Annotated in this window: 20 protein-coding genes; 9 read left to right on the top strand and 11 right to left on the bottom strand. The window is 72.2% G+C overall.

Annotated features, from left to right (window positions below):
* Nucleotides 1-57: 57 nt before the first annotated feature.
* The gene (locus tag ACFY9V_RS00845) at nt 58-489 is read right to left on the bottom strand and encodes a hypothetical protein (protein ID WP_391158425.1); all 432 of its coding nucleotides are present in this window, start codon (nt 487-489) and stop codon (nt 58-60) included.
* A gap of 154 nt (nt 490-643) precedes the next feature.
* On the opposite strand from ACFY9V_RS00845, the gene ACFY9V_RS00840 reads away from it, so the two are divergent.
* The gene (locus ACFY9V_RS00840) at nt 644-2737 is read left to right on the top strand and encodes a cellulose binding domain-containing protein (RefSeq protein WP_391158422.1); all 2094 of its coding nucleotides are present in this window, start codon (nt 644-646) and stop codon (nt 2735-2737) included.
* 49 nt (nt 2738-2786) lie between these two features.
* Here the strand turns inward: ACFY9V_RS00840 and ACFY9V_RS00835 are convergent, their stop codons facing one another.
* From ACFY9V_RS00835 to ACFY9V_RS00815, 5 genes are all read right to left on the bottom strand, one after another.
* Nucleotides 2787-4085, bottom strand: coding sequence for an SLC13 family permease (locus tag ACFY9V_RS00835; RefSeq protein ID WP_391158420.1), 1299 nt, complete (start codon nt 4083-4085; stop codon nt 2787-2789).
* A gap of 264 nt (nt 4086-4349) precedes the next feature.
* Nucleotides 4350-4706 carry an Imm51 family immunity protein gene (locus tag ACFY9V_RS00830; RefSeq protein WP_391158418.1) on the bottom strand — a complete coding sequence of 119 codons (357 nt, stop codon included), beginning with the start codon at nt 4704-4706 and terminating at the stop codon, nt 4350-4352.
* Between the two features lie 31 nt (nt 4707-4737).
* Nucleotides 4738-5550, bottom strand: a complete 813-nt coding sequence (locus ACFY9V_RS00825; RefSeq protein WP_391158415.1) for an ATP-binding cassette domain-containing protein — start codon at nt 5548-5550, stop codon at nt 4738-4740.
* A 6-nt stretch (nt 5551-5556) separates the two neighbouring features.
* Nucleotides 5557-6933, bottom strand: a complete 1377-nt coding sequence (locus ACFY9V_RS00820) for an FtsX-like permease family protein (RefSeq protein WP_391158412.1) — start codon at nt 6931-6933, stop codon at nt 5557-5559.
* Nucleotides 6934-7037: 104 nt separating this feature from the next.
* On the bottom strand, nt 7038-8333 hold the full coding sequence (locus ACFY9V_RS00815) for an ABC transporter permease (RefSeq protein WP_391158410.1): 1296 nt from the start codon (nt 8331-8333) through the stop codon (nt 7038-7040).
* A gap of 458 nt (nt 8334-8791) precedes the next feature.
* Here ACFY9V_RS00815 and ACFY9V_RS00810 point away from each other — a divergent pair, with 458 nt between their 5' ends.
* The 5 genes from ACFY9V_RS00810 (at nt 8792) to ACFY9V_RS00790 (ending at nt 13069) form a co-directional block, all read left to right on the top strand.
* Nucleotides 8792-9454: a response regulator gene (locus ACFY9V_RS00810; RefSeq protein WP_391158407.1), complete on the top strand. Its 663-nt coding sequence runs from the start codon at nt 8792-8794 to the stop codon at nt 9452-9454.
* On the top strand, nt 9445-10713 hold the full coding sequence (locus ACFY9V_RS00805) for an ATP-binding protein (protein WP_391158405.1): 1269 nt from the start codon (nt 9445-9447) through the stop codon (nt 10711-10713). The genes ACFY9V_RS00810 and ACFY9V_RS00805 overlap by 10 nt, the downstream gene beginning before the upstream one ends.
* Nucleotides 10710-11105 (top strand): GNAT family N-acetyltransferase, encoded by a 396-nt coding sequence (locus tag ACFY9V_RS00800; protein WP_355340012.1) that lies wholly within the window; start codon nt 10710-10712, stop codon nt 11103-11105. Before ACFY9V_RS00805 ends, ACFY9V_RS00800 begins: the two co-directional genes overlap by 4 nt.
* Nucleotides 11106-11312: 207 nt before the next feature.
* Nucleotides 11313-11987, top strand: coding sequence for a hypothetical protein (locus ACFY9V_RS00795; RefSeq protein WP_391041676.1), 675 nt, complete (start codon nt 11313-11315; stop codon nt 11985-11987).
* Nucleotides 11984-13069, top strand: coding sequence for a hypothetical protein (locus tag ACFY9V_RS00790; RefSeq protein ID WP_391158403.1), 1086 nt, complete (start codon nt 11984-11986; stop codon nt 13067-13069). Before ACFY9V_RS00795 ends, ACFY9V_RS00790 begins: the two co-directional genes overlap by 4 nt.
* Before the next feature lie 100 nt (nt 13070-13169).
* On the opposite strand, the gene ACFY9V_RS00785 is transcribed toward ACFY9V_RS00790, so the two are convergent.
* Nucleotides 13170-15233, bottom strand: a complete 2064-nt coding sequence (locus ACFY9V_RS00785) for a phosphocholine-specific phospholipase C (RefSeq protein ID WP_391158400.1) — start codon at nt 15231-15233, stop codon at nt 13170-13172.
* Between the two features lie 442 nt (nt 15234-15675).
* Here ACFY9V_RS00785 and ACFY9V_RS00780 point away from each other — a divergent pair, with 442 nt between their 5' ends.
* From ACFY9V_RS00780 to ACFY9V_RS00770, 3 genes are all read left to right on the top strand, one after another.
* Nucleotides 15676-16935 carry a family 43 glycosylhydrolase gene (locus ACFY9V_RS00780; protein WP_391158397.1) on the top strand — a complete coding sequence of 420 codons (1260 nt, stop codon included), beginning with the start codon at nt 15676-15678 and terminating at the stop codon, nt 16933-16935.
* Between the two features lie 629 nt (nt 16936-17564).
* Complete coding sequence (locus tag ACFY9V_RS00775; RefSeq protein WP_391158394.1) at nt 17565-18614, top strand: ANTAR domain-containing protein; 1050 nt, start codon at nt 17565-17567, stop codon at nt 18612-18614.
* Complete coding sequence (locus ACFY9V_RS00770; RefSeq protein WP_391158391.1) at nt 18614-19459, top strand: PIG-L family deacetylase; 846 nt, start codon at nt 18614-18616, stop codon at nt 19457-19459. The genes ACFY9V_RS00775 and ACFY9V_RS00770 overlap by 1 nt, the downstream gene beginning before the upstream one ends.
* A gap of 106 nt (nt 19460-19565) precedes the next feature.
* Here ACFY9V_RS00770 and ACFY9V_RS00765 read toward each other — a convergent pair whose 3' ends face one another.
* The 4 genes from ACFY9V_RS00765 to ACFY9V_RS00750 form a co-directional block, all read right to left on the bottom strand.
* On the bottom strand, nt 19566-20324 hold the full coding sequence (locus ACFY9V_RS00765; RefSeq protein ID WP_391158389.1) for an ANTAR domain-containing protein: 759 nt from the start codon (nt 20322-20324) through the stop codon (nt 19566-19568).
* A 5-nt stretch (nt 20325-20329) separates the two neighbouring features.
* The gene (locus tag ACFY9V_RS00760) at nt 20330-21142 is read right to left on the bottom strand and encodes a GAF and ANTAR domain-containing protein (protein ID WP_391158386.1); all 813 of its coding nucleotides are present in this window, start codon (nt 21140-21142) and stop codon (nt 20330-20332) included.
* Nucleotides 21139-21261 (bottom strand): hypothetical protein, encoded by a 123-nt coding sequence (locus ACFY9V_RS00755; RefSeq protein WP_391158383.1) that lies wholly within the window; start codon nt 21259-21261, stop codon nt 21139-21141. Before ACFY9V_RS00755 ends, ACFY9V_RS00760 begins: the two co-directional genes overlap by 4 nt.
* Nucleotides 21262-21485: 224 nt before the next feature.
* Entirely contained in the window at nt 21486-22832 is a 1347-nt protein-coding gene (locus tag ACFY9V_RS00750) for a GAF domain-containing SpoIIE family protein phosphatase (RefSeq protein ID WP_355340044.1), read from the bottom strand.
* Between the last annotated feature and the right edge of the window lie 12 nt (nt 22833-22844).

Genomic DNA, 22844 nt, shown 5'->3' with positions numbered 1-22844 from the left:
CCCCTTCTGTCCCCCGGAAAGTCCCTGTCGACAACCGCCTTTACCGGCCCGCGCCTTTCAAACATGCGTACCCACGGGAGATCTCGCGCGCGGACGCGAGAGCGGGGCCGACCGGCCGGTCGGCCCCGCTGAATACGCGTTGTCCGCGCGGGCCGGTCCCCGGGAATCAGGGCGTGATGGAGAGCCGTGATGGAGAGCCGTGACGGAGAGCACCGCGCGGTTGCCGCCCGACGCGCCGGGGTCGGCGGTGGCGGTGAAGCGGAAGAGCTCGGTGCCGGTGTCGTAGCCGACGGAGCCGACGGCGCCGACGGAGCCGACGGCGCCGACGGAGCCGGTGGTGGCGGCCACGGCGGGCTTGCGGGGGGCGTAGCCGTGGAGGGTGACGGGCGCCTCGCCCGGCGCGAAGGCGTCCGTGGCGCGGACGGTGCCGTCGTCGCTGAGGTGCTCGACGCGCCGGTCGCCGTGCGAGACGAACTTCCCCGCGTGCATGAACCGCCGCGCGACCCGCGTCGCGCCCGGCCACCGCCCCGGATGGGGGCGTGTGAACCATTGACAGTGGGGGCGGTCGCCCGCATTGTGGGAGCGCTCCCACGCGTACGCGGCACGACCCCCCCACATTCCGCCTCCCGAAGGTGAGTACGCCGTGCGTCTTGTCATGCCCCCCGGCCCCCAGCCCTTACGCGGGCGCCGCAGCCCGCTCGTGGCCGCGGCCTCCGCCGCCGCGCTCCTCGGCACGCTGCTGCTCGGCGGCGCCACCGCGCGGGCCGACGACCCGCCCGCGGCGCCCGCGGACGTCACCGTCAACGCCAACGAGGGCCTGGGGACGATCCCCGGCACGGCGTACGGCCTCAACAGCGCCGTGTGGGACGCGCAGATGAACGAGCCGCAGGTCCAGGATCTGCTCCAGGCCGCCGACGTCGGAATGCTGCGCTACCCCGGCGGCTCGTACGGCGACATCTACCACTGGCGGACGAACACCGCGCCCGGCGGATACGTGGCACCCGGCACGGACTTCGACGCGTTCATGGGCACGGTCAAGAAAATCGGCGCCCAGCCGATGCTCATCGCCAACTACGGCTCCGGCACACCGCAGGAGGCCGCGGACTGGGTGCGGTACGCCAACGTCACCAAGGGGTACGGCGCGAAGTTCTGGGAGGTGGGCAACGAGCTGTACGGGAACGGGCATTACGGCTCCGGCTGGGAGCAGGACGACCACGCCGACAAGTCGCCCGCCGCGTACGCGAACAACGTGCTCCAGTACGTGTCGGCGATGAAGGCCGTGGACCCGACGGTGAAGGTCGGCGCGGTGCTGACCATGCCGGGCAACTGGCCGGACGGGGTGATGGCCGACGGCGAGAGCGCCGACTGGAACCACACGGTCATCCCGCTGATCGCGGGCAAGGCCGACTTCGTGATCGTGCACTGGTACCCGAGCACGTCGGACACCGCGCAGATGCTCAACACGCCCTCGCAGCTCGCCGGTGAACTCGGCCAGTTGAAGGACCAGTTGACCGCGGCGGGCGCGGGCGACACCCCCATCGCGCTCACCGAGGTCAACGGCGGCCGGGACGTGGACACGCAGCCGAACGCGCTGTTCGGCGCCGACGCGTATCTGACCGCCCTTCAGAACGGGGTGTTCACCGTCGACTGGTGGGACACGCACAACGGCGCCCAGCAGATCTCGACGTCGCCCAACGGCGCGACCGATTACGGCGATTGGGGAGTGCTGTCCAGCGCCAACTGCGTCGGCACGGTGTGCGAGCCCGCGCTCAACACGCCGTTCCCGCCGTACTACGCGATCCAGATGCTGAGCCGGCTCGGGCGGCCGGGGGACCGGATGGTCGGCGCGGGCAGCGGTGCCGCGACGGTCGCGGCACACGCCGTGCGCCGCGCAAACGGCGACCTGAGCGTGCTGCTGATCAACAAGGACCCGTCGGCGGCGCGGACCGTGGCCCTGCACTACACCGGCTTCACCCCCGACACGTCGGCAGGCGTGACCGTGGACACCTACCGCGACCAGGCCGCCGCGATCGACACCGTCACGTCGGCCTACAGCGCCCAACAGACGCTGCCGCCCTACTCGTTGACCACCGTCACCCTGCACCCCAAGGCCGGTACGGGCTCGGCCCTGACCGCGCCCGGCGCGCCGAGGGTGACCGCGGCCGGGGACACCACCGCCACCGTGAGCTGGACGCCGTCGACCGGCGGCGCGGTGACCCGTTACGAGGTCTACCGGCAGGTCGGCACGGTCAGCGAGCTGCTGGCCGACAGCACGGGCACCTCCGCGACCGTCCACAACCTCACGCCCGGTACGACCTTCACCTGGAACGTCCTGGCGCGGGACGCCAACGGCCGCCTGTCGCCGCCGTCCGACCCGGTGACCGTACGCACCGGCACCCCCGCGCACTCGACCTGCCAGGTCGGCTACCGCACCACCGCGGGCTGGGGCAACGGCTTCAACGCCGAGGTGACCGTCACCAACACCGGCCCGAGCCCGATCACCGGCTGGACGCTCGCCTTCGCCTTCCCCAGCGCGGGCGAGTCCGTGTCCGGCTTCTGGAACTCCAAGGTCACGCAGACCGGCAGGCAGGTCGTGGCCACCCCGGTCGACTGGAACGCGACGCTCGCCGCCAACGGCGGCAACTCCGCCTCCTTCGGCTTCACGGGGGCCAACGACGGCGCGGCGCCCCCGCCGACCGTCTTCACCCTCAACGGCACGGTCTGCACGACGACGTGAGCTCCCGGTCCCGTACGGCTTCCGCTACGGCTTCCGGTACGGCTTGCGGTCACGCCAGCGCGAAGTAGCGCAGCCACAGATAGAGGGCCGATACGGCGACGGTGGCGGCGGTGACGACCAGGCCGTAGCGGGTGAACTGCCAGAAGGAGATGGGCTGTCGGGCGCGTTCGGCGATGCCGAGCACGACGACGTTGGCCGAGGCGCCGATCGCGGTGGCATTGCCGCCGAGGTCGGCGCCGAGGGTCAGCGCCCACCACATGACGTGGTCGGGGTCGCCGCCCAGGTGACGGACGAGGTCGGCGGCGACGGGCGCCATCGTGGCGACGTACGGGATGTTGTCGACGACGCCGGACAGGACGGCGGAGGCGCCGAGCATCAGCATGGAGCCGCCGAGTTCCCGGTCGCCGACGGCGTTGGCGAGGGCGTCGGAGACCTGGCCGATGACGCCGGTGTCGATCAGGCCGCCGATCATGACGAACAGCCCGGCGAAGAAGGCGAGGGTGGGCCACTCGACCTCGGTCAGCACCTCGCCGGTGTTCGCCCGGGACACCGCGACGAGCAGTCCCGCGCCGAGCAGGGCCACGACGCTCGGTTCGAGGTGCAGCACCGGATGCAGGACGAAACCGGCGATGACGAGGGCGAGTACGGCCAGGCCCTGCCGGAGCATCCGCGGGTCGCGTATCGCCTCGCGCTCGTCCAGCGCCATGACCGCCAGCGCGCGGTCGGCGTCCCCGTCGAACGCCGAGCGGAACATCACGCGTGACAGGCCGATCAGCACGAGCACCAACACCACGGCCAGCGGCGCCAGATGGACGAGGAAGTCGTTGAAGGTCAGGCCCGCGCGGCTGGCGATGATGATGTTGGGCGGGTCGCCGACGAGCGTCGCGACCCCGCCGATGTTCGCGGCGAAGACCTCCGCGATCAGGAACGGCGCGGACGGCAGGGCGAGGCGTTCGCAGACCAGCAGGGTGACGGGCGCGACGAGCAGCACCGTCGTCACGTTGTCCAGCAGCGCGGAGGCGGTGGCGGTGACGACGATGAGCATCACCATCACGCGGAACGGTTTGGCCCGCGCCCGCTTCACCGACCAGATCGCGAGGTACTCGAAGAGGCCGGTGCGCTTGAGCACGCCGACGATCATCATCATGCCCAGCAGCAGGAAGATGACGTTCCAGTCGATGCCGGAGTCTTCGGAGTAGAAGGCGGACACGTCGTCGGTCGCGCCGATCGCGAGCATCAGTCCGGCGCCGCCGAGCGCCGCAGCGACCCGGTGGACGCGTTCGCTGATGATCAGGCCGTAGGTCCCGAAGAAGACGGCGACGGCCGCCCACGCGTGCCAGTCACTCATCCGGCACCGCGTGTTCCGCCCGTATCCACGTCACGACTACCACGGACGGTGCCCCCGATCAGCGAAGAGAGTTCTCTCGTATTCGCCGACCAGACTTCCCGGCACACCAGCGACCAATTTACACGTCTCATACGACTTCTTGACGCGGATGCGGTGATTCCGGGGGTCCGGGGGTTCGGGGGTCCGTCACGGGCGGAGGGCGGAGGGCGGTGGGCGGTGGGCGTGGGCGGTCGGCGGAGGAACGGGGCCCCGCGGCGGCCGAGTTCAGTCGAACCAGGCCGGATCGCCGGTCTCTATCAGGTGCTTGAGGACCGCCTTGTCGGTCAGGGCCTCCTTGAGCAGGGCGCCCAGGGCCTGGAGCGCTTCGGGGTCCGTGCCGTAGGCGACGAACATGCCCGCTTCGGGGTCGAAGGAGACGCGGTCGAGGAGTTCGGGCGCGCGGGAGCGGATGGCCGAGCGGGCGACGCCCGTCCAGCCGTAGCCGCTGCCGTACTGCTCGCACTCCTCGAAGACGTCCATGAAGGGGACCATGTGGGTGTCGCTGAGCAGCAGGCAGTAGTTGCCGGGGTTGTGGTCGTACTCGAAGAACGTGAGCGGGTCCAGCGTCGAGGTTTCGGTCATGGGCTGACGCTATAAGGAGCCACTGACAGGCTCAGGCGGCCCGCGTCGTGGTGACTTTGCCCTTGCGGAGGGTGAGGGTGCGGTCGGAGCGGGCGGCGAGGGTCTGGCTGTGGGTCACGACGATGACGCACTTGTGCTGGATGTGCGCCAGGTCACGGAAGATGTCGATGATGCTGTCGGCGGTGTCCTCGTCGAGGTTGCCCGTGGGTTCGTCGGCGAAGAGGATGTCGACGTCGCAGGCCAGGGCCCGGGCGATGGCGACGCGCTGCTGCTGTCCGCCGGAGAGCTTGAGCACATTGCGGTGCGCGGCGTCGGGGTCGAGGCCGACGCCGGCCAGGATGTCGAGCGCGCGGGCTTTGCGCCGCCCGGTGGCGGACCGGGCGCCGGTGATCTCCATCGCGGTGACGACGTTCTGAAGGGCCGTCATGTACGGCAGCAGGTTGTACTGCTGGAAGACCGTGGCGGCGTGCTTGTTGCGGTAGCGGCCGAGGCCGATGGACGCGATGTCCCGCCCGTCGAAGCGGACGGTGCCCGTGGTGGGGCTGTCCAGGCCGCTGGCCAGGCTGAGCAGGGTGGTCTTGCCGCTGCCCGAGGGGCCGAGGATGGTGGAGAACGTGCCCCGCTCGAAGGACACGTCGATCTGCCGGAGCACGGTGGTCTTGCGCCGCTGGCCCTGGTAGGTGTGGCTGACGGCGGAGAGTTGGAGGACGGGGGGAGCGGCGGGGACGGCGTCGGAGGTGGCGTCGGAGGCGGCCTCGGGGGCGGCGTCGGGGGTCGCGCCTGCCGCCGCAGCGGCGTCCCGGGACTCGCCCGGAGTCCGCGAGGTGCCCGAATTCCGTTTCATATGAGGTCACTTGCCCTTCGTGAGGATCGTGCGCGGGGTGAGCCGGAGTACGGCGGCGCCGGGGACGGCGGTGGCGAGCAGGCCGATGCCGAGGCCGACGCCCGCGACGGTGGCGAGGTCGGACGGCGACAGCCGTACCGTGATCGAGTCGATGGGGACGGCGCCCTCGACCGGCTTGTCGTTCATGTCGATGCCTTCCTTGAGGCCGGTGGAGCCGGGGGGCGGCGGCTGCCAGGCGTCGATCTTCCGCTGGGCGGAGGCCGCTTCGCCGCTGAGCAGCGAGTCGCCCGCCTTCTGCGTCAGGCTCTGGGCGAACAGCGCGCTGAGCCCGACGGCGAGCGCGGCGGCCACGGTGATCTCCACGGCCTGCTGGGCGACGAGCTTCCACTTCCTCTCGCCGATCGCGAGCAGCACGCCGAACTCCCGTTGTCGCTGCCGGACCGCGAGGGTGGCGAGCAGGCCGAGGACCAGCGCCCCGGCCACCCCGATCAGCCACATCGCCGCCGTCGCGGAGGACGTGATGCTCCGCAGCGGGCCGGTCATCTGCCGCAGCGCCTTGTCGTTGAGGTCGAAGGCGAGGCCGTGCAGCGCGTCGCCCGCCGTCCGCTCCGCCTGCGCGCGGAAGGCGTCGTACGTCGCCGGGTCCTTCAACCGGAAGGTGGCGCCCTGGAGTTGCGGCGCTCCGCCGCTGCCGTCGGAGTTGAGCCTGCTCAGCGCGGCGGCCGGGACGATCAGCCGGTCGCCGGGCGCGATGCCGTACTCGCTGTCGTCGGTGTCGGACGGGTCGCGGTAGACGCCCTTCACGGTGAAGACGGCCTTGCGCTTGCCCTTCGGGTCGTTCTCGCCGAGCGTGAGCGTGCCGCCGGGCGCGAGGCCGTTCTTCTTCGCCAGCCGCTCCTCGACGAGGACGCTGTCGTCCTCGCGGTCGGCCGCCGTGATCGGCTGCCCCGACAGCAACGTCCAGGTGCCGTCGCTGAAGTGCGGCATCAGCGTCGAGTCCAGGACGCCGAAGGCGAGTGTCGAGTTCGCGGGGTAGTCCGGGGCGAGGGGCTTGCCGGTGGCGGTTCTCGCGCCGTTCAACAGCCGTGTGCCGTCGAAGGAGTTGTACGTGTACTTCTCCACCAGCGGGGACGCGCCGATCCGGTCCACGACGTCCGCGCCGATGGTCGGTGCCTGTCCGGTGAACGGCGCGTCCATGTCCGCCCCGAGCGTGACCTCGGCGCCGAGCCGCTGCCTGGCGGCTTCTGTCGCCCGCGCGGTGCCGGACTTGATGAGGACGCCGCCGAGCACCATGGCGGAGACGACGAGGAAGGTGCCCAGGGTGATCAGGGTCTTGCCTTTGCGGGACCACAGGCTCAGGCCCGCGCGTTTGACGAAGTTCATGGCAGTCGGCCTCTTGGGGGGTCGGTGGTGGTGCGCATGGGTGAGGGCGTGCGCATGGGCGGGGGCGTGGGTGTGGGCGTGGGCGTCGGGATTTCGCGGTGCGGCTATTCGGTGTCGGTGAGGATCGAGCGGGGGTGCAGGCGCAGGATTCCGACGCCGGGCACGACCGTGGAGACGAGCGCGATGCCGAGGCCGATTCCGGCGACCTTGGCGAGGTCGCCCGCGCTCACGCGGATGTCGGGTACGGCGGGGGTGTCGTCGGGGGCGGCGGCTTCGTGGGGCGCGGTGCCGGGGCGGGACGGGGTGCCGGGGCGGGGCGCGGCGCCGCCGTACTGCTCGCGGGCCAGCAGCGTCTCGCCCGCCCGGTGCGCGAGGGACTGCCCGGTCAGCGCGGCCACCCCGAGCGCGGGCACCAGCAGCACGGTCACCTCGACAGTGTGCTGGCCGATGAGCTTCCACTTCCGCTCGCCCAGCGCCAGCAGCATGCCCAGTTCGGCCCGCCGCTCCTTGACCGTCAGCAGGACGACCAGCCCGAGGATCGCCGCGCCGCACAGCGCGATCAGCCAGACCAGCGCCCCCGCGAACGCCCCGACCCGCCGCAGCGGCAGCACCTGGTCGCGGTACGCCTTGTCGTTGACGTCGAAGCGGAAGCCCTTCGGGCCCAGCAGCCGTACCGCCTCCGCGTGCAGCCGTTCCGCCAGGTCGGGCGAACCGATCGTGAAGACCGCTTCCGTGGGCTTCACCCCGAGCCCCAGCGCGGTGACGGCGGCGACCGGCACGTACACCTGGTTCGCGCCCAGGTCGGCGGCGGACGTCCACTGCGGCGGGTCCTGGCGCGTGTCCCGGTAGAGCCCCACGACCTCGAACGGCTCCCGCCGCCCGCCCGCGCCGCCCAGCTCGACGGTGTCGCCCACCGCGAGCCCGTGCTTCGCGGCCAGCCGCCGTTCGAGGAGGATCACCTTGCGGCGGGCGTCCGCCACGGTGATGCCCCGGCCCGCCACGACACGGACCCGGCCGGTGGCGAAGTCGAGGAGCGTGTCCGACGCGCGGACGCCGTTCAGCGTGAGCCCGTCCTTGCCGCCGCCGCCCGGGGTCCCCTCCGGCACCACGGCCGCCAGGCCCGGCGGCGGGACCGTCACCGCGCGCAGCAGCTCGTTGTACCGCTCGACCAGCGGATACGTCCCCAGCCGCCCGACCACCGCCGAGGTCAGCCCGTCCCCGCGCACGGTGACGTCCACCCCCACCCGCCGCTGCGTCTCCGCCTCCCGCCGCTCCGTCGCCCCCCTGAGCAGGAACCCCCCGAGCAGCAGCGTGCAGATCACCCCGAACACGCCCAGCAACAGCGCGGCCTTCCCCGCCCGTGCCACCAGACTGAACGCTGCCCGCTTGACGAAGTTCATGCGCCGAGCACACCAGCCGCCCCCGCGCAGCGGCATAAACCCGGTTACGTTCCCATAAGCCCCCGGCCAGCAAAGCCCCCGCCCACGCCCCACGTCGGCGGCCGTCTGCCGACGTCCGGCAGGCGGCGGACCTGGCCCCGTATCGCCTTCGGCCCTGCGTCGCCGACCGCCGCGCGCACGGCGTACCGCAGGGGTTCCGCGGGCCCTCGTCCGGCAGGCGGCCACCGCCCGCGTGTACCGCGTAGCGCCTACAGCTCCCGCGCCCGGCGGGCCGCCGCCGGCCACGTACCGGCACCGGCTGACACGTACCGGCACCGGCTGACACGTACCGGCACCGCCGGCCACGTACCGGCGTCGCCGGTCGAGCCCCGGCTCCGGCGCCTGCCGGTCCTTCGGCGACCCGTCCGGAGGACGCACGCTTATCTCCGCGTACGGCCCCCCGTGTTTCCCTGGCCCGCATGAGAGTTCTGGTGGCCGAGGATCATCACGTGTTGGGGCGGACGATCGTGATCGGGCTGCGGCGGCAGTCGATGGCGGTGGACCTGGCGGTGTCGGGGGACGCCGCCGAGCGGATGTGCGGGGTCACGGAGTACGACGTGCTCGTGCTCGACCGGGATCTGCCGGTGCTGAGCGGGGACGAGGTGTGCCGGAGGGTGCGGGGGATGGCGGCGCCGCCGCGGATCTTGATGCTGACGGCGGCGGCCGGGGTCGAGGACAGGGTGTACGGGCTGGAGCGGCTGGGGGCGGACGACTACCTGGCCAAGCCGTTCGACTTCGCCGAACTGGTGGCGCGGATCAGGGCGTTGAGCCGCCGGGCGCTGAAGGCGCCGCCCGTCGTGGTGGCGTACGAGGGCATCACGGTGGACGCCGCCAGGCGCGAGGCGCGGATCGACGGGCGGGCGGTCGAGCTGACGCCGAAGGAGTTCGCGGTGCTGCACGCGCTGGTCGGCGCGGGCGGCGAGGCCGTCACGCAGGCGGAGTTGGTGCGGTCCGTGTGGGACGAGCACCTGGACCCGCGGACCAGTGCCGTGCGCGCCACCGTCAGCCGCCTGCGCGGCAAGCTCGGCCCGCCCGACGTGATCGTGGCGGACGCCGGAGAGGGGTACCGGCTGTGCCGCTGATCAGGCCCCCGCGCCCGCACCTGACGTTCCGCGCCCGGCTGGCCGCCGCCTTCGCCGGGCTCTTCCTCCTCTCGGGGACGGCGCTGCTGGCGTTCGTCGTGGTGCTGGCGCGCTACGGGACGACACGGCAGGTGCAGGGCATCGGGGTCAGCCGCGCCACCGGGGGACCGACGGACGCGGCGACGTACGCCCCCACCGGCCGCACCGGACCCGTCGTACCCCACGGCGGCTCCGGCGGCACGGGCGCCATCGATGGCGCGGGCGGCACGGGCGGCACCGGCGACGGCATCTCGATCCGCGCGCTGCACTGGACCGTGGGCGCCGTGCAGGACGCGGCGCTGCACCAGATGATCCTGTGGTCGGCGATCGGCCTGGTGCTCGTGACGGTGCTGGCCGCCGCCACCGGCTGGTGGCTCGCGGGGCGGGCGCTGCGCCCGGTCGCGGCCGTGACGGACGCCGCCCGCCGGATCAGCGAGCAGAACCTGCACGAACGCCTCGCACTGAGCGGCCCGGCCGACGAACTCCAGCGCCTGGCCGACACGTTCGACACGATGCTCGACCGGCTGGAGAAGTCCTTCGAGGGCCAGCGCCGCTTCGTGGCCAACGCCTCCCACGAACTGCGCACCCCGCTGGCCGTCCAGCGCGCCTGCCTCGAAGTCGGCCTCGCCGACCCGCTTCCCGACGGCCTCGCGGACGTGCGCGACGACCTCCTCACCGTCAACCGCGACGCCGAGCGGCTGATCGACGCGCTGCTGCTGCTCGCCCGCAGCGACCGCGGCCTCGAACGTACCGAGCAGGTCGACCTCGTACCGCTGGCGCGTCGACTGACCGGCGAGCTGCGCCACTTGGCGCAGGAGAAGGACGTCCGGCTCACCGTGACCGCCGACCGGCCGCTGCGCGTCGAGGGCGACCCGGTCCTGCTGCGGCACCTCCTGCTCAACCTGATCCGCAACGCCGTCCAGTACAACCACCCCGGCGGCGCCGTCTCCCTCGTCCTCGCCGACGACACCCTCACGGTCACCAACACCGGCGATCCGGTGCCCGCCGACCGCGTGCCCGACCTCTTCGAGCCCTTCCGCCGTCTCGCCCCCGACCGCACCAGCGCCTCACCCGCGTCCGGCCACGGACTCGGCCTCGCGATCGTCCGCTCCATCGCCACCGCCCACCACGCCACGCTCACCGCCCGCCCCACTCACCCCGGCGGCCTGGCCGTCACCGTCACCTTCGCCCGCGCCGCCGACCGTACGATCGCGGCGTGACGATCACCTACGAGTGGCGCGGCCACGTCGACAACGAAGCCCTCAACTCCCTTCACGCCGACGGCTTCGGCGGCCCGCCCGCCCGCACCGACTGGCGCGCCCGCCTCGAACGCCACAGCCTCGGCTGGGTCTGCGCCCACGACGACACCCGCCTCATCGGCTTCGTCAACGTCATCTGGGACGGCGGCGCCCACGCCTTCCTCCTGGACACCGTCGTCTCCCGGCCCCACCGCTCGAAGGGCGTCGGCGCCCACCTCGTCGCCACCGCCGCCCACCACGCCCGCGCCGCCCACTGCGAATGGCTCCACGTCGACTTCGAGCCCCACCTCCGCCCCTTCTACCTCGACACCTGCGGCTTCCGCCCCACCCCAGCGGGCCTGATCGCCCTGTGACTCCGGATGCCGGCACCGCAGCCGTCGTGTTCCCCACGCAGTGACGCGATCGTGACGCGCTGAGCGCGGGAGCACTCTCGAACCTCACGCGTTCTCTTCGCTACCGTGGGTGGCGGATACGGGGGGTCAGGCGTGCGGGGTCCGAGGGGGCCTTTTCGCCGACGCCCCGAACGGTGCCCACGGACAACCGATCGGGAGACTTCGACCATGCGAGCCCGCTCAGCATTTCCCGTCGCGGCTCTCGCGGCGACCGCCGCGTTGACGCTCTCCGCCTGCGGCGGCGGCTCAGGTGGCGGCGACAGCAAGATTTCCCCGACCACGGCGCCCCCGGCCACAGCGACGGCGACCGCGACATCGGCGCAACCGACGGCGACGGGTGGGGTGTTGACCGTCGACCCGGCGCTCGCGCTCCCCGCGGACCTGAAGCTCGACTTCGACTGGCGGCTTCCGGCGGACGACGCCGAGGCCGGGGTCCTGACCGCGTCGGCCGACTTCATGCAGTCGATGACGCACGGCGTGGTCGAGCAGAGCGTGAAGGGCGGGGCCCTGAACACGTACGCGGAGGGCGACGCGTACAGCTACGCGAAGCAGTACGTCCAGATGCACATCGACGCGAAGAAGACGGTGACCGGTACCGACCGCTTCTTCCGGCCCGCCGTCAAGCTCCTCGCCAAGAACTCGGCGGCCGAAGTCACCTTCTGCGAGGACCAGTCGAAGCTGTTCAGCAAGGAGATCGGGACCGGGAAGGTGCACGTCACCGGCGCTGACGACCGCAACTACGTGTCGTACCAACTGGTGCTCAGCCTGTTCCGGCCCGGCACGCAGCTCTGGCGAGCACAGTCGATCACCACCAAGGAAAGGGCGTTGGAGTGCAAGCAATGACGGGTACGGGGTCACTCCGCCGCGCGCTGCCCCTCGCGGCGCTCATCGTGTTACTCGCGGCGGCACCGGGTTACGCCTTCGACGACACCGGTTTGCCGCCGTCGGGTGGAAAGGGTTCGGGCGGAAAGGGATCGGGGGACAGCGGCGGAAACCTGGAGGCCATCGCCCAGGGGTACCGGCTGACGTATCCCACGGGCAGGCCGAGCGGCGCGAGCCGACCGTTGGCGTCGGTCAACGTCAACTGGACGCCGCCGCCTTGCTGGTTCGGGCCGAAGTACACCCCCGAGCAGTTCAAGGCGGAGTACACGAAGAACTTCAACGACGAACTGCCCCAGGTGCACGGCACTTTCCGTACCGCCATGGGGATGGACCGGGACCACTACCAGAACGGGCTGGACTACCCCGGCGGGGACAAGGGCTACAAGGACTTCAACAGCGCCGAGGCCGGCAAGGGAATGTGGTGGCTGGTGACCGTCAATCCGGACGCCGACCCGTCGGCGCAGATGGGCTGCAACGACCAGACGCCGAGGTGGGTGCCCAACGGCCAGATGCCGCCTGCCGGGACCGGGCATGTGATCACCCCGGAAATGCTCTCCAAGCTCGCCTTCGCCCACACCCACGTACCCGGCGTGAGGATCGTGACCAATCCCGCGGGCCCGCAGACGGTCAACATCCCCACCTGGGTGACCCTGCGACAGGCGTACACGCCGGTGAAGGTGCGGGCGTCGGTGGACCTGGGCGGCGGCCGGGAGATCTGGGCCGAGACCACCGCGGAGCCGTCCGCCGTGCACATCACCCCCGGCACCTCCGACGCCACCGTCTTCCCTTCCTCCGGCGACTGCCCGATCGGACCCGACGGCAAGGTCGGCGCCGCCTACAACGGCGACCCGAAGGCAGCCCCTCCCTGCGGCGTGACGTACCTGCGCTCGACGCAGAACACCCCGCCGTACCAGCTCGACGTCTCCGTCAACTGGCATGTGAGCTGGACGGGTTCGGACGGCGGCCCCTACGCCCTGCCCGACGGCAGGGTCGGCGACCCGCGAGAGGTGACGGTCCGGGAGATCCAGACCATCAACAACTGACCGTCCGCGGCGGGCGGTTCAGCCGGGCGGACCAGACCATGGCTCGTCCGGCGGACCGGGATGCGCGGGATCCGGACGGACTCGCGCCGCCGCGGGGCCCTCAGGTTGTTGATGTTGCCGGGTCGCTGGTGCTGGGGGTGCCGGTTTCTACGTGGGCGGCGAAGCGGCGGAGGTAGGCGGGGTCGGTGGTGGTGGTGACGGTGATGTCGTACCAGTGGTTGCCGGCCGGGACGCCCCAGGCGGGGACGGTGCGGGAGGCGCCGGCGGCCACGGTGTAGGTGTAGTGGGCGGTGGGGGCGTAGGCGTCGGTGGCGTTGAAGGTGACGGGGGCGCCGGTGGGGTTGCTGAAGACGAGGGTGACCTGGCCGGTGGCGGGGGTGTGACGGGCGGTCACCTCGGGGCCGACCGAGCCCGCGGTGCCGGCCATGCGGCGCAGGAAGCCGTTGGGGCCGTGGACGGAGAAGTCGTAGCGGTCGGAGGCGGCGGGCATCAGCCAGGTGTCGACCAGGGATTTGCCCGCCTCGACGGTGTACGGCCACGGGCCGTCGGAGCGGACCGCTGAGGTGACGAGGAAGGCGGCGCCCGCCGTGCCGAAGTTGCGGAAGGTGAACTGGAAGCGTCCGCCCGCGGGTTGGGTGTCGGCGGCCAGGTCGTACGGCAGCGGGCGGGCATTGCGCAGGCCCGGTTCCTGGCGCGGGACGGCGCCGGTGGCGGGCGGGGTGGGGACGTAGTCGCCGGGATTGTTGTGGTTCGGCGGTACGTAGCCGCCGGTGCCGGGGAGCGCGGGCGCGGCGGCGTTGCTGCGGGTGAAGTCGAAGGCGGCGGTGAGGTCGCCGCAGACCGCGCGGCGCCAGGGCGAGACGTTCGGGTTGCGCACACCGAAGCGCTTCTCGATGAACTGCACGATCGAGGTGTGGTCGAAGGTCTGCGAGCAGACCCAGCCGCCCGTGCTCCAGGGCGAGAGCACCAGCATCGGCACGCGCGGCCCGAGCCCGTACGGCCCGGCCGCGTAACCGGAGACCCCGCCGGTGTAGAGGTCCTGGGTGACGTCTGCGGTGGACAGCCCGCGCGCGGCGGAGGCGGGCGGGAAGGGCGGCACGACGTGGTCGAAGAAGCCGTCGTTCTCGTCGTACGTGAGGAAGACGGCGGTACGGCTCCACACGTCGGGGTCGGCGGTGAGCGCGTCCAGCACCTGGGAGATGTACCAAGCGCCGTAATTGGCGGGCCAGTTGGGGTGTTCGCAGAACGCCTCGGGGGCGGCGATCCAGGAGACCTGGGGGAGTTTGCCGCCCACGACGTCGGCCCTGAGCCGGTCGAAGTAGCCGTCGCCGTTGCGGGCCGAGGTGCCGGTGCGGGCCTTGTCGTAAAGGGCGCTGCCGGACTGGGCGTTGCGGTACTGGTTGAAGTACAGCAGGGAGTTGTCGCCGTAGTTGCCGATGAAGGGGTCGCTCGTCCAGCCCCAGCCGCCGCCGGAGTTCAGGCCGGTGCCGGTGTCCTGGTAGACCTTCCAGGAGACGCCCGCCCGCTCCAGGATCTCGGGGAAGGTGGTCCAGCCGTACCCGGCCTCCTCGTTGCCCAGCACCGGGCCGCCGCCCTTGCCGTCGTTGCCCGAGTAACCCGTGTACATGTAGTACCGGTTGGGGTCGGTGGAGCTGAGCATCGAGCAGTGGTAGGCGTCGCAGATGGTGAACGCGTCGGCGAGCGCGTAGTGGTACGGGATGTCCTGGCGGGTGAGGTGCGCCATCGTCGTGGTGGTCTTGGCCGGGATCCAGCGGTCGTAGTTGCCGCCGTTCCACGCCTGGTGCGTGCCGTACCAACTGTGGTCGAGGTCGCGGAGGAACTGGAGGCCGAGGTTGTCGATGTTCGGCCGGAAGGGGAGCGTCTCGTGCCCGGCGGCGTCCGCCTGGTGGAAGACGGACTTGCCGCTGGGCAGGGTGGCCGGGCGGGGGTCGCCGAAGCCGCGCACGCCGCGCAGGGTGCCGAAGTAGTGGTCGAAGGAGCGGTTCTCCTGCATCAGGACGACGATGTGCTCGACGTCCTGGAGGGTGCCGGTTCCCGCGGCGGCCGGGATCGAGGCGGCCTTGGCGATGCCGCCGGTGAGGACGGACGCGGCGGCGGTGGCTCCGGCGAGTTGCAGGAACCTTCGGCGGTCGACGTTGGGCACGGGGCTTCTCCTGACGGTCCGGTGGGGGCGGGCCGTGCTGCCGGTGGCGCTCTGGGCGTGCTCTGGCGGTGCCCCGGCAGGGCGGGTCCGGCTGCGCGGTGGTGCGTGCGGAGGGGGCATTTGCGGCATACGCGAACACGTGTGGCGTGCACATGATGGTGATCCGGGGCGGATGGTGTCAATGGGGCGCGGGGGAGTACGGGTTGACCGGCCGAGTCGTACCGCCTTGGGTGATTGACATGCCCACGGTCACTCGCGATGCTGTTGGAACGTGCTACCACCGGTGTTGACCCTTGTGCGGGAGCGGTGGAAACGGTGGGATTCAAGCGGTCAGAGCGCCAAGTTCCCCCCTCCGATGCGGTTCTGACCGGACGTCGTCCCTCGGCGGGCGCTCCACCGCCCGCCCGGCGTCGAAGCGGAGGCCCGACCATGGAACGGGACTATGAAGCTTCTGCGAAGTCTCCACAGTGCCTTGGCAGGCGGCGGCCGGGGCGGTTCGTCCGGCACCGGTCTGGGCGGCTCGTCCGGCAGCGGCCCGGCCGGTTCGTCCGGCACCGGTCTGGGCGGCTCGTCCGGGGGTTCGTCCGGCGGGGACCCGGGCGGTTCGTCCGGCACCGGGCCGGCCGGTTCGTCCGGCACCGGCAGGGGTGCCCTGGCCGGCCCAGTGTGCGCAGCCCTCGCGGCCGTACTCGCCCTGCTGGCCGTGCTGTGTTCCGCGCCCGCCCAGGCGTCCCAGACCACCATCCACAACGCCGACCCGAGCGTGATCCGGGTCGGCAGCACGTACATCTCGGCCGAGACGTCGGGCGGCGGCATCGCCGTACGGAAGGCGTCGTCGCCCGACGCCCTCGGCGCGGCGGCCTCCCGCAAGGTCTGGTCGGACACCAAGGGCCGCGGTGAGGTGTGGGCCCCGGAGATCGTGGTGGACGGCGGCCGGTACTACATCTACTTCACCTCGGGCGCCGGAGCCGCGCACCGGATGTACGTCATCAGCTCGGCGACGGCCGACAGCGGCTACGGCGCCGAGACCCAACTGGCCCTGCCCAACGACAAATGGGCCATCGACGGGAATCTCTTCACCTTCAACGGGCAGCGCTGGTTCGTCTGGTCGGGCTGGGCGGGCGACACGAACGTCGAACAGAACTTGTACATCGTCCGGATGAGCAGCCCCACCACGCCGACCGGCGCGCGCTACATCATCTCCCAGCCGCGCGAGAGCTGGGAGCGCGTCGTCGGCAACCCGTACATCAACGAGGCGCCCGCCGCCGTCAAGGACCCCAACGGGCAGCTCCACATCGTCTATTCGGCCAACGGGAGCTGGAGCGACCAGTACTGCATGGCCGATCTGCGGCTGCGCTCCGGCGGTGACCCGACGTACGTCTGGGACTGGTACAAGTCCAACGGCTGCCTGTTCGGCGCGCACGCCGCCACCATGATGTCCGGCTGGGACCCCACCCTCTACGTCAACGGCCCCGGCTCCCACAGCTTCGTCCTCCTCAACGGCGACATCGGCACCAGCCCGCCCGCCGGCCCCCGCTTCCCCCTCATGTTCACCGCCGTCCCCAAGGGCACCCCCTACTCCTGGTCCAACCGCTACTGGTTCACCGGCACCTTCTGCTGGTGGGGCAACACCACCTACTCCCGCGCCAACGTCCCCGGCCCCACCTCCAACACTGGCTTCAGCCTGAAGTTCTTCGAATAACCCCCACCGGTCCCGGTTCGGGGTGCTGGCGGGGGCGGGGGGAGGGGGATGGCGTACGGGGTGCGCCCCTGCCCCCGGCGGTTGTCCGAACGCACGGTTTGAGCAGGTGAGGGCTTTGACGCAGCACCCCCATGGGCGGAATCCGGCGAGCGGCGCGCTGGGCGCGTACGAGCTGGGCGTGTACGAACGGCACGCGGACGCGCTGTTCTCGCTGGCGCTGTCGCTGTGCCGCGATCCGGAGCGGGCGGTCGACGCGGTGGCGGCGGCGGTGGCGCTGTCGTATCGGGGGGCCGGCGCCCGTGGCGGACAGGGAGCTGGGGTCGGTACTGCGCCGTGCCGCCGACCTCCCGGCCGGGCGCACGGTGTGACGTCAGGGTGCCCGCGGACACCCGGGAGGTAGGGTGGAAGGAGCGTCCCTGCCCCTGGCGCAGTCGGTTGAGTGCGATGCCGCCACCGGGGCCGCGGATCTCCCGCGGATCACCTCGCCGTGACGGGCGGAACCCACAACCGCTGAACGGATGACCGTTCACCCTTACGCGAACGCGATGACCGCGTGACCGGTCTCCGTCCGTCGTTCCTTCCGCGCTCGGGGAATCGAGGCCATGTGAGGCCGTATGCGGTGGTGCCCGATGGCGGCTGAGCGCCTGGCGGAGGCACTGCGTCTGCTCCAGGACGGCCAGGGGTCGCCCGCGGTGGCCGTGGCGGGCGCCGCGGCCCTTGAGGTGGACGGCGTCGCCGTCTCGCTGGGGAACGAGCCGGGCAGGACCGAGGTGCTGTGGTGTTCCGACGACGTGTCGCGCGGCTTCGAAGACCTCCAGCTCACACTGGGGCAGGGCCCGGGACCCGACTGCATGGTGGGCGGTACGACGGTACGGGTGCCGGATCTGGCCCGCGTCCGCCACGACCGCTGGCCCGAGCTGGTCATGGAGGCGCCTGGCCTGGCGGCGCGCGCGGTCTTCTGCTTCCCGCTGCGCATGGGCGGGATCGGACTCGGGGTGCTGACCGCGGTGCGGCGCGCGCCGGGGCCGTTGACCAGCGGGCAGAGCGCCGACGCGGCGATCCTGGCCGCCGCCCTGACCAGGTACTTCCTGGAGGGTGCCGGTCGGGCACGCCAAGAGGCGGATCGTATGCGGCCTCAGGGCCCTGTGACCCCGCGGGGCCAAATGAACCCGCCGGGCCCGATGAACCCGCAGGACCCCGCGGACCCGCCGGACCCCCTCCCCTTCCTCCATCACGCCGTGGTCCACCAGGCGACCGGCATGGTCAGCGTCCAGCTCGCCGTCTCCCTCGCCGACGCCCTGCTGCGGCTGCGGGCCCACGCGTACGGCAGCGGGCGCACCGTGACGGACGTGTCCCACGACGTCGTGGCCACCATCGCGATCCTCCAGCAGCGGACCCTCGCGCACGCCGAGGCGGAACGCGACCAGCTCCAGTACGCGCTCAACAGCCGGATCATCGTCGAACAGGCCAAGGGCATCCTCGCCGAGCGCTGGAACATGTCCCTCGACCAGGCCTTCGCCACCTTGCGCTCCTTCGCCCGAGCGCGTCAGCACAAGATCTCGCACCTGGCCCGCCTGATCACCGAGGGCGGCTTCGACACCGACGTCATCGCGCACGGCGTCAAGGAAACCAATCGCGCGGAACCGGGCGGCCCCGTGGCCGGTAGGGAGACATCCTGATGGACCAGCACGACACCCCGCACAACCCCGAGCAGCACACCGATGACCCGCACACCGACGAGCAGCACACCGACACCCCGCACACCGAACTTCCCGAGCACGCCGATCCGCTCCAGGCGCCCGGCACCGACGAGGAGCAGTGGCGCGCCTGGGACGGCTGGGCGCACCTGGCCGACACCGAACTGCCCACCGCCGGACGGGTGGTGGTCGTGGCCGCGCACCCCGACGACGAGGTGCTGGGGGTGGGCGGCAGCATCGCGCTGCTCGCCGCGGCCGGTGTGGCGGTCACCGTCGTGTCGGTGACCGACGGCGAACTGTCCCACGCCGACAGCACGGCCATCACGTCCCATCAGCTCGTCGGCATCCGGGCCGCGGAATTGCGCGAGGCCCTGGCCGAACTCGGCGCCGACGCACAGGACATCGTCCGGCTGAGAGTGGCGGACACCGAGGTGGCGGGCCATGAGGACGAGGTCGCCGCGGCCCTGGTGCCGCTGCTGTCCGACGCCGACCTGTGCCTGGCGCCGTGGACCGGTGACGTCCACAGCGACCACGAGGCCGCGGGCCGCGCCGCGCTGACCGCCGCCCGTAAGGCGTCGGTGCCCTGCCTGCTCTATCCCGTGTGGATGTGGCACTGGGCCCGCCCCGCCGACCCCCGCGTGCCGTGGGCGTCGGCGTCCCTCGTCCGGCTGCCGGAAGAGGTGGCCGCCCGTAAGCGGGCCGCTGTCCAGCGGTTCGTCAGCCAGGCCAGGTCCCTCGGCAGCTCGCCGGATGACGCGGCGGTCCTGCCGCCCGGCGAAATCGCCCACCACGTCCGGGACTTCGAGGTCGTGTTCACACCGGCCTGAGCACCCCAGGGCCTGGGCGTCCCGGTGCCTGACGTCCCGGGGCCTGAGCGCCCCGGTGCCTGAGCGCCCCAGGGCCTGGGCGTCCCGGTGCCTGAGTGTCCCGCTCCTACGCGCCCGTCCGCGGCGCGCGCGTCGGAAAGGTGCGGATGGTCTCCGTGGCCTGCGTGCCGTCGGCGATCTCGCGGGCCAGGTCGGAGAGTTTGCGGCCGTGGGCGTGGGCGTAGGAGCGGAAGACGCTGAACGCCTCGTCGACGCCCAGGTGCCAGCGCTCGGCGAGGATGCCCTTGACCTGTTCGATGGTGATGCGGGCGTTGAGGGCGTACTGGAGCTGGTCGCGTTCGGCCTCGGCGTGGGCGAGCGTGCGCTGTTGGAGGATCGCGATGGTGGCGACGTCGGCGAGGGCCTGGGCGAGGGTCACGTCCTGGTCCGTCAGCGGCTCCGGGTCGGTCTGGAAGAGGCTGAGCGCGCCGATCACCCGGCCGCGCAGCCGCAGCGGCAGCGCGTTGGTGGCGACGAATCCGGTGGCCTCGGCCCCGGCGGTGAACTGGGGCCAGGCGGCGGCCACTTCGGGAGCGCCGAGGTCGACGTTGGTCCGCGGCTCACCGTCGTGGTAGCAGTCGACGCAGGGACCCTGGTCGTGCTGGAGCGCGAACAGCTCCAGCAGCCTGGTGTGTTCGTCGGAGGCCGCGAGTACGTGCAGGACACCGTTCTCGTCGGCGAGCAGGACGCCGACGGCGGCGACGTCCAGCAGCTCCATGCAGCGCACCGACAGCTTCTGGAGGAAGTCGATCACGTCGAAGTCGTCGATCAGGAAGTCGGTCACCTCGACGAAGACCTCGGTGACTTGCTGTTCGCGGGTCGTCATGGAGATCAGTCCTCGTCTGCTGCGGGTGAAGGCGGGTTCGGATCGGGGCTCGGTTCGGTCCTCGTACCTGGGCTCTGACCGGGGCTCGGGTCGGGGACCATCCTCAGCCGTCTGGCCACGACGTCCCGGGCGACGTCGGTCAGGGGACGGTCGTTGCCGTACGCGTAGGCGCGCAGCCGCAGCAGCGCTTCCGCCAGCGGCACGGCGAGCTGGACGCTGACCATGCCGGTCGCCTGGTGCAGCACGGCCTGGTGCAGGGCGGGGGCGGGCAGAGCGGGGCCGGGCATACCGGGAGCGGACAGGCCGGGAGCGGACAGGCCGGGACGACCGGCCGACGGCGTCCACGCGTCCCCGAGGTCGAGGAAACGCCGGGTCAGCAGGCCCGCGAGGACACCCGCGTCACCGTCCTGTTCGGGGGTCAGGCGGCCGGGCGCGTCCCTGACCAGCGTCAGTACGCCCAGCGTGATCGCGCCGACGCGCAACGCGAAACAGAACACCGCCCGTACGCTGAGCGCGGGCGTCTCCCGCAGCAGGGCGGGCCAGCGGCCGGCCGGCGTGAGCCCCAGGTCGGGGACGCGTACCGCGGTGCCGCCGGCCAGGCAGTCGGGTCCCGGGCCCTGACCGACCGTGAGCTGGAGATCCTCGAAGGCGCGCGCTCCGGCACCGGAGGACCACAGGACCTCCGACGCGCCGGGCCGGCTGCCCGCGCTGATCGCGATGCCGTCCACGCCGAGCGTCTCGGCGACTCCACCGGCGACGTCCGACCAGTCCGAGGTCTGGAGCGCCCGCAGGATCTCCGCCATGCGGTCGCTGATCACGCGGCACCGCTCGACGGCCGTTGTACGACCGGCGCCGCACGGGCAGGGGGAACCGCGTAGAGGTCGATCTCGCCCTCCCAGCAGACGGCCGCCCGGATGTCGCACCGGAACAGCATCATCGTACGCACACCCCCCACGCCTGCCCCGCGCTTCCCCGTACGCACGCCGCACACCCCGCCCCGCGCCCCGCGCCCCGCGCTTCCTCGAACCCCGCCGCGGCCGGTCCACAGGCTGTGGACACCGCTGGGGAACGCCCGGCACGTCACCGCTCCGGCACGTCACGGCACGGGCACGTCACCGCACCGGAACGCGTACGCGTACGCGGAACGAGAACCCGGCCGGGTCAGGCGCGCGGCGGGACCCGCAGCGCGAGCAGCGCGGTGTCGTCGCTGGCCCAGCCGCCGTGGTAGTCGCTGAGCGTGTCGGCGATGTACTCGATGGTGTCGGCGGCGCCCATGGTGTGGGTGTCGCCGAGGGTACGGGCGAGGGCGGCCTCGTCGAACATCGGCCGGCGCGGCTCCGCGCCGCGCGGGTCGGGCCGCGCCTCGCAGGCGCCGTCGGTGTAGAGCAGCAGCAGGTCGCCGGGGGTCAGCCGGAAGCGGACGTCGGAGAGGTGTACCGGGTCGACCACGCCGAGGAGGGTGCCGGGGGTGCCGGCCTGCCGGACGCGGCCGTCGGCGCGGCGGATCAGGGCGGGCGGGTGTCCCGCCAGGCACAGCCGCCCCGACACCCCGGACCCGCTGGCGCGGAAGGTGGTCTGGACGGCGGTCAGGAAGCGGGGGGCGCCCTGCGCGAGCATGGCGGTGTTCAGCCGGTCGAGCACCGCCGCGGGCGACAGGTGCTCACCGGCGTCCGCGCGCAGGGTGTAGCGGGCCAGCGCGGTCACCTTGGCCGCCTCGGTCCCCTTGCCGCACACATCGCCCATGACCGCGGTCCACCAGGCCCCGCGGGCCTGGAACAGGTCGTAGAAGTCGCCCACCACGCTGATGTCGCCGCTCGCCGGGATGTACAGGGCGGCGGCGTCCACACCCGGCACGGGGCGCAGGGCCGGGGGCAGCAGGCTGTCCTGGAGGCTGCGGGCCAGTTCGCGGGAGGCGGCCAGCGCGCCCTGCGCGGTCGACAGCGCGTTCTCGGCGGTCTGGAGGGCGGTGTGCACACGGTCGAGCGACATCCGCACGTTGATCTCGTTGGACACCGCCCGCGCCAGGACCGACATCGTCTCCAGTTCCTGCGGTGTCCACACCCGAGGGTTGGCGTCGATCACGCACATGGTGCCGATCGGCTGCCCGTCCGTGGTCACGATCGGGAATCCGGCCCACGCGCCCACGCCCCACGGCCCGATCGCCGGATGCCCCGCCGTCCGCGGGTCCTTCTCCGCGTCCTCCACCACGAACGGCCCGTTCTCACCGACGGCGAAGTAGCAGAAGCTGTCGCCCACCGCGTTCTGCCAGCTCTCCACGTCCCCGTAGGGCAGGTGCGGTACCGACTTCCAGTACGTACGCGTCTCGCCGACGAAGGTGATCGCGGAGATCGCGGCGCCGGTCACCGACACCGCCAGCCTGGTCAGATCGTCGAAGACCCGCTCCGGAGCGGAGCCGACCATGCCGCTGGCGTCGAGCGCCGCCAGCCGACCGGGGTCGGACAGCACGGCCGGCAACCCGTCCGCCCGCACGCCGCCCGGGTACTCCATCGCTCCCGCCAC

The sequence above is a fragment of the Streptomyces sp. NPDC008317 genome, from assembly GCF_042955955.1.
Lineage (GTDB): Bacteria > Actinomycetota > Actinomycetes > Streptomycetales > Streptomycetaceae > Actinacidiphila.
The sequence above is the reverse complement of the archived record's forward strand: the minus strand, read 5'-3'. Positions and strand labels throughout refer to the sequence as shown.

Coding starts and splice junctions, on each gene's coding strand:
- ACFY9V_RS00765 (WP_391158389.1), bottom strand. CDS start 20,324: ATGACGACCCGCGAACAGCAAGTCACCGAGGTCTTCGTCGAGGTGACC.
- ACFY9V_RS00795 (WP_391041676.1), top strand. CDS start 11,313: ATGCGAGCCCGCTCAGCATTTCCCGTCGCGGCTCTCGCGGCGACCGCC.
- ACFY9V_RS00820 (WP_391158412.1), bottom strand. CDS start 6,933: ATGAACTTCGTCAAACGCGCGGGCCTGAGCCTGTGGTCCCGCAAAGGC.
- ACFY9V_RS00770 (WP_391158391.1), top strand. CDS start 18,614: ATGGACCAGCACGACACCCCGCACAACCCCGAGCAGCACACCGATGAC.
- ACFY9V_RS00775 (WP_391158394.1), top strand. CDS start 17,565: ATGGCGGCTGAGCGCCTGGCGGAGGCACTGCGTCTGCTCCAGGACGGC.
- ACFY9V_RS00845 (WP_391158425.1), bottom strand. CDS start 489: ATGCACGCGGGGAAGTTCGTCTCGCACGGCGACCGGCGCGTCGAGCAC.
- ACFY9V_RS00815 (WP_391158410.1), bottom strand. CDS start 8,333: ATGAACTTCGTCAAGCGGGCAGCGTTCAGTCTGGTGGCACGGGCGGGG.
- ACFY9V_RS00755 (WP_391158383.1), bottom strand. CDS start 21,261: ATGATGCTGTTCCGGTGCGACATCCGGGCGGCCGTCTGCTGGGAGGGC.
- ACFY9V_RS00830 (WP_391158418.1), bottom strand. CDS start 4,706: ATGACCGAAACCTCGACGCTGGACCCGCTCACGTTCTTCGAGTACGAC.
- ACFY9V_RS00825 (WP_391158415.1), bottom strand. CDS start 5,550: ATGAAACGGAATTCGGGCACCTCGCGGACTCCGGGCGAGTCCCGGGAC.
- ACFY9V_RS00810 (WP_391158407.1), top strand. CDS start 8,792: ATGAGAGTTCTGGTGGCCGAGGATCATCACGTGTTGGGGCGGACGATC.
- ACFY9V_RS00750 (WP_355340044.1), bottom strand. CDS start 22,832: ATGGAGTACCCGGGCGGCGTGCGGGCGGACGGGTTGCCGGCCGTGCTG.
- ACFY9V_RS00790 (WP_391158403.1), top strand. CDS start 11,984: ATGACGGGTACGGGGTCACTCCGCCGCGCGCTGCCCCTCGCGGCGCTC.
- ACFY9V_RS00780 (WP_391158397.1), top strand. CDS start 15,676: ATGAAGCTTCTGCGAAGTCTCCACAGTGCCTTGGCAGGCGGCGGCCGG.
- ACFY9V_RS00835 (WP_391158420.1), bottom strand. CDS start 4,085: ATGAGTGACTGGCACGCGTGGGCGGCCGTCGCCGTCTTCTTCGGGACC.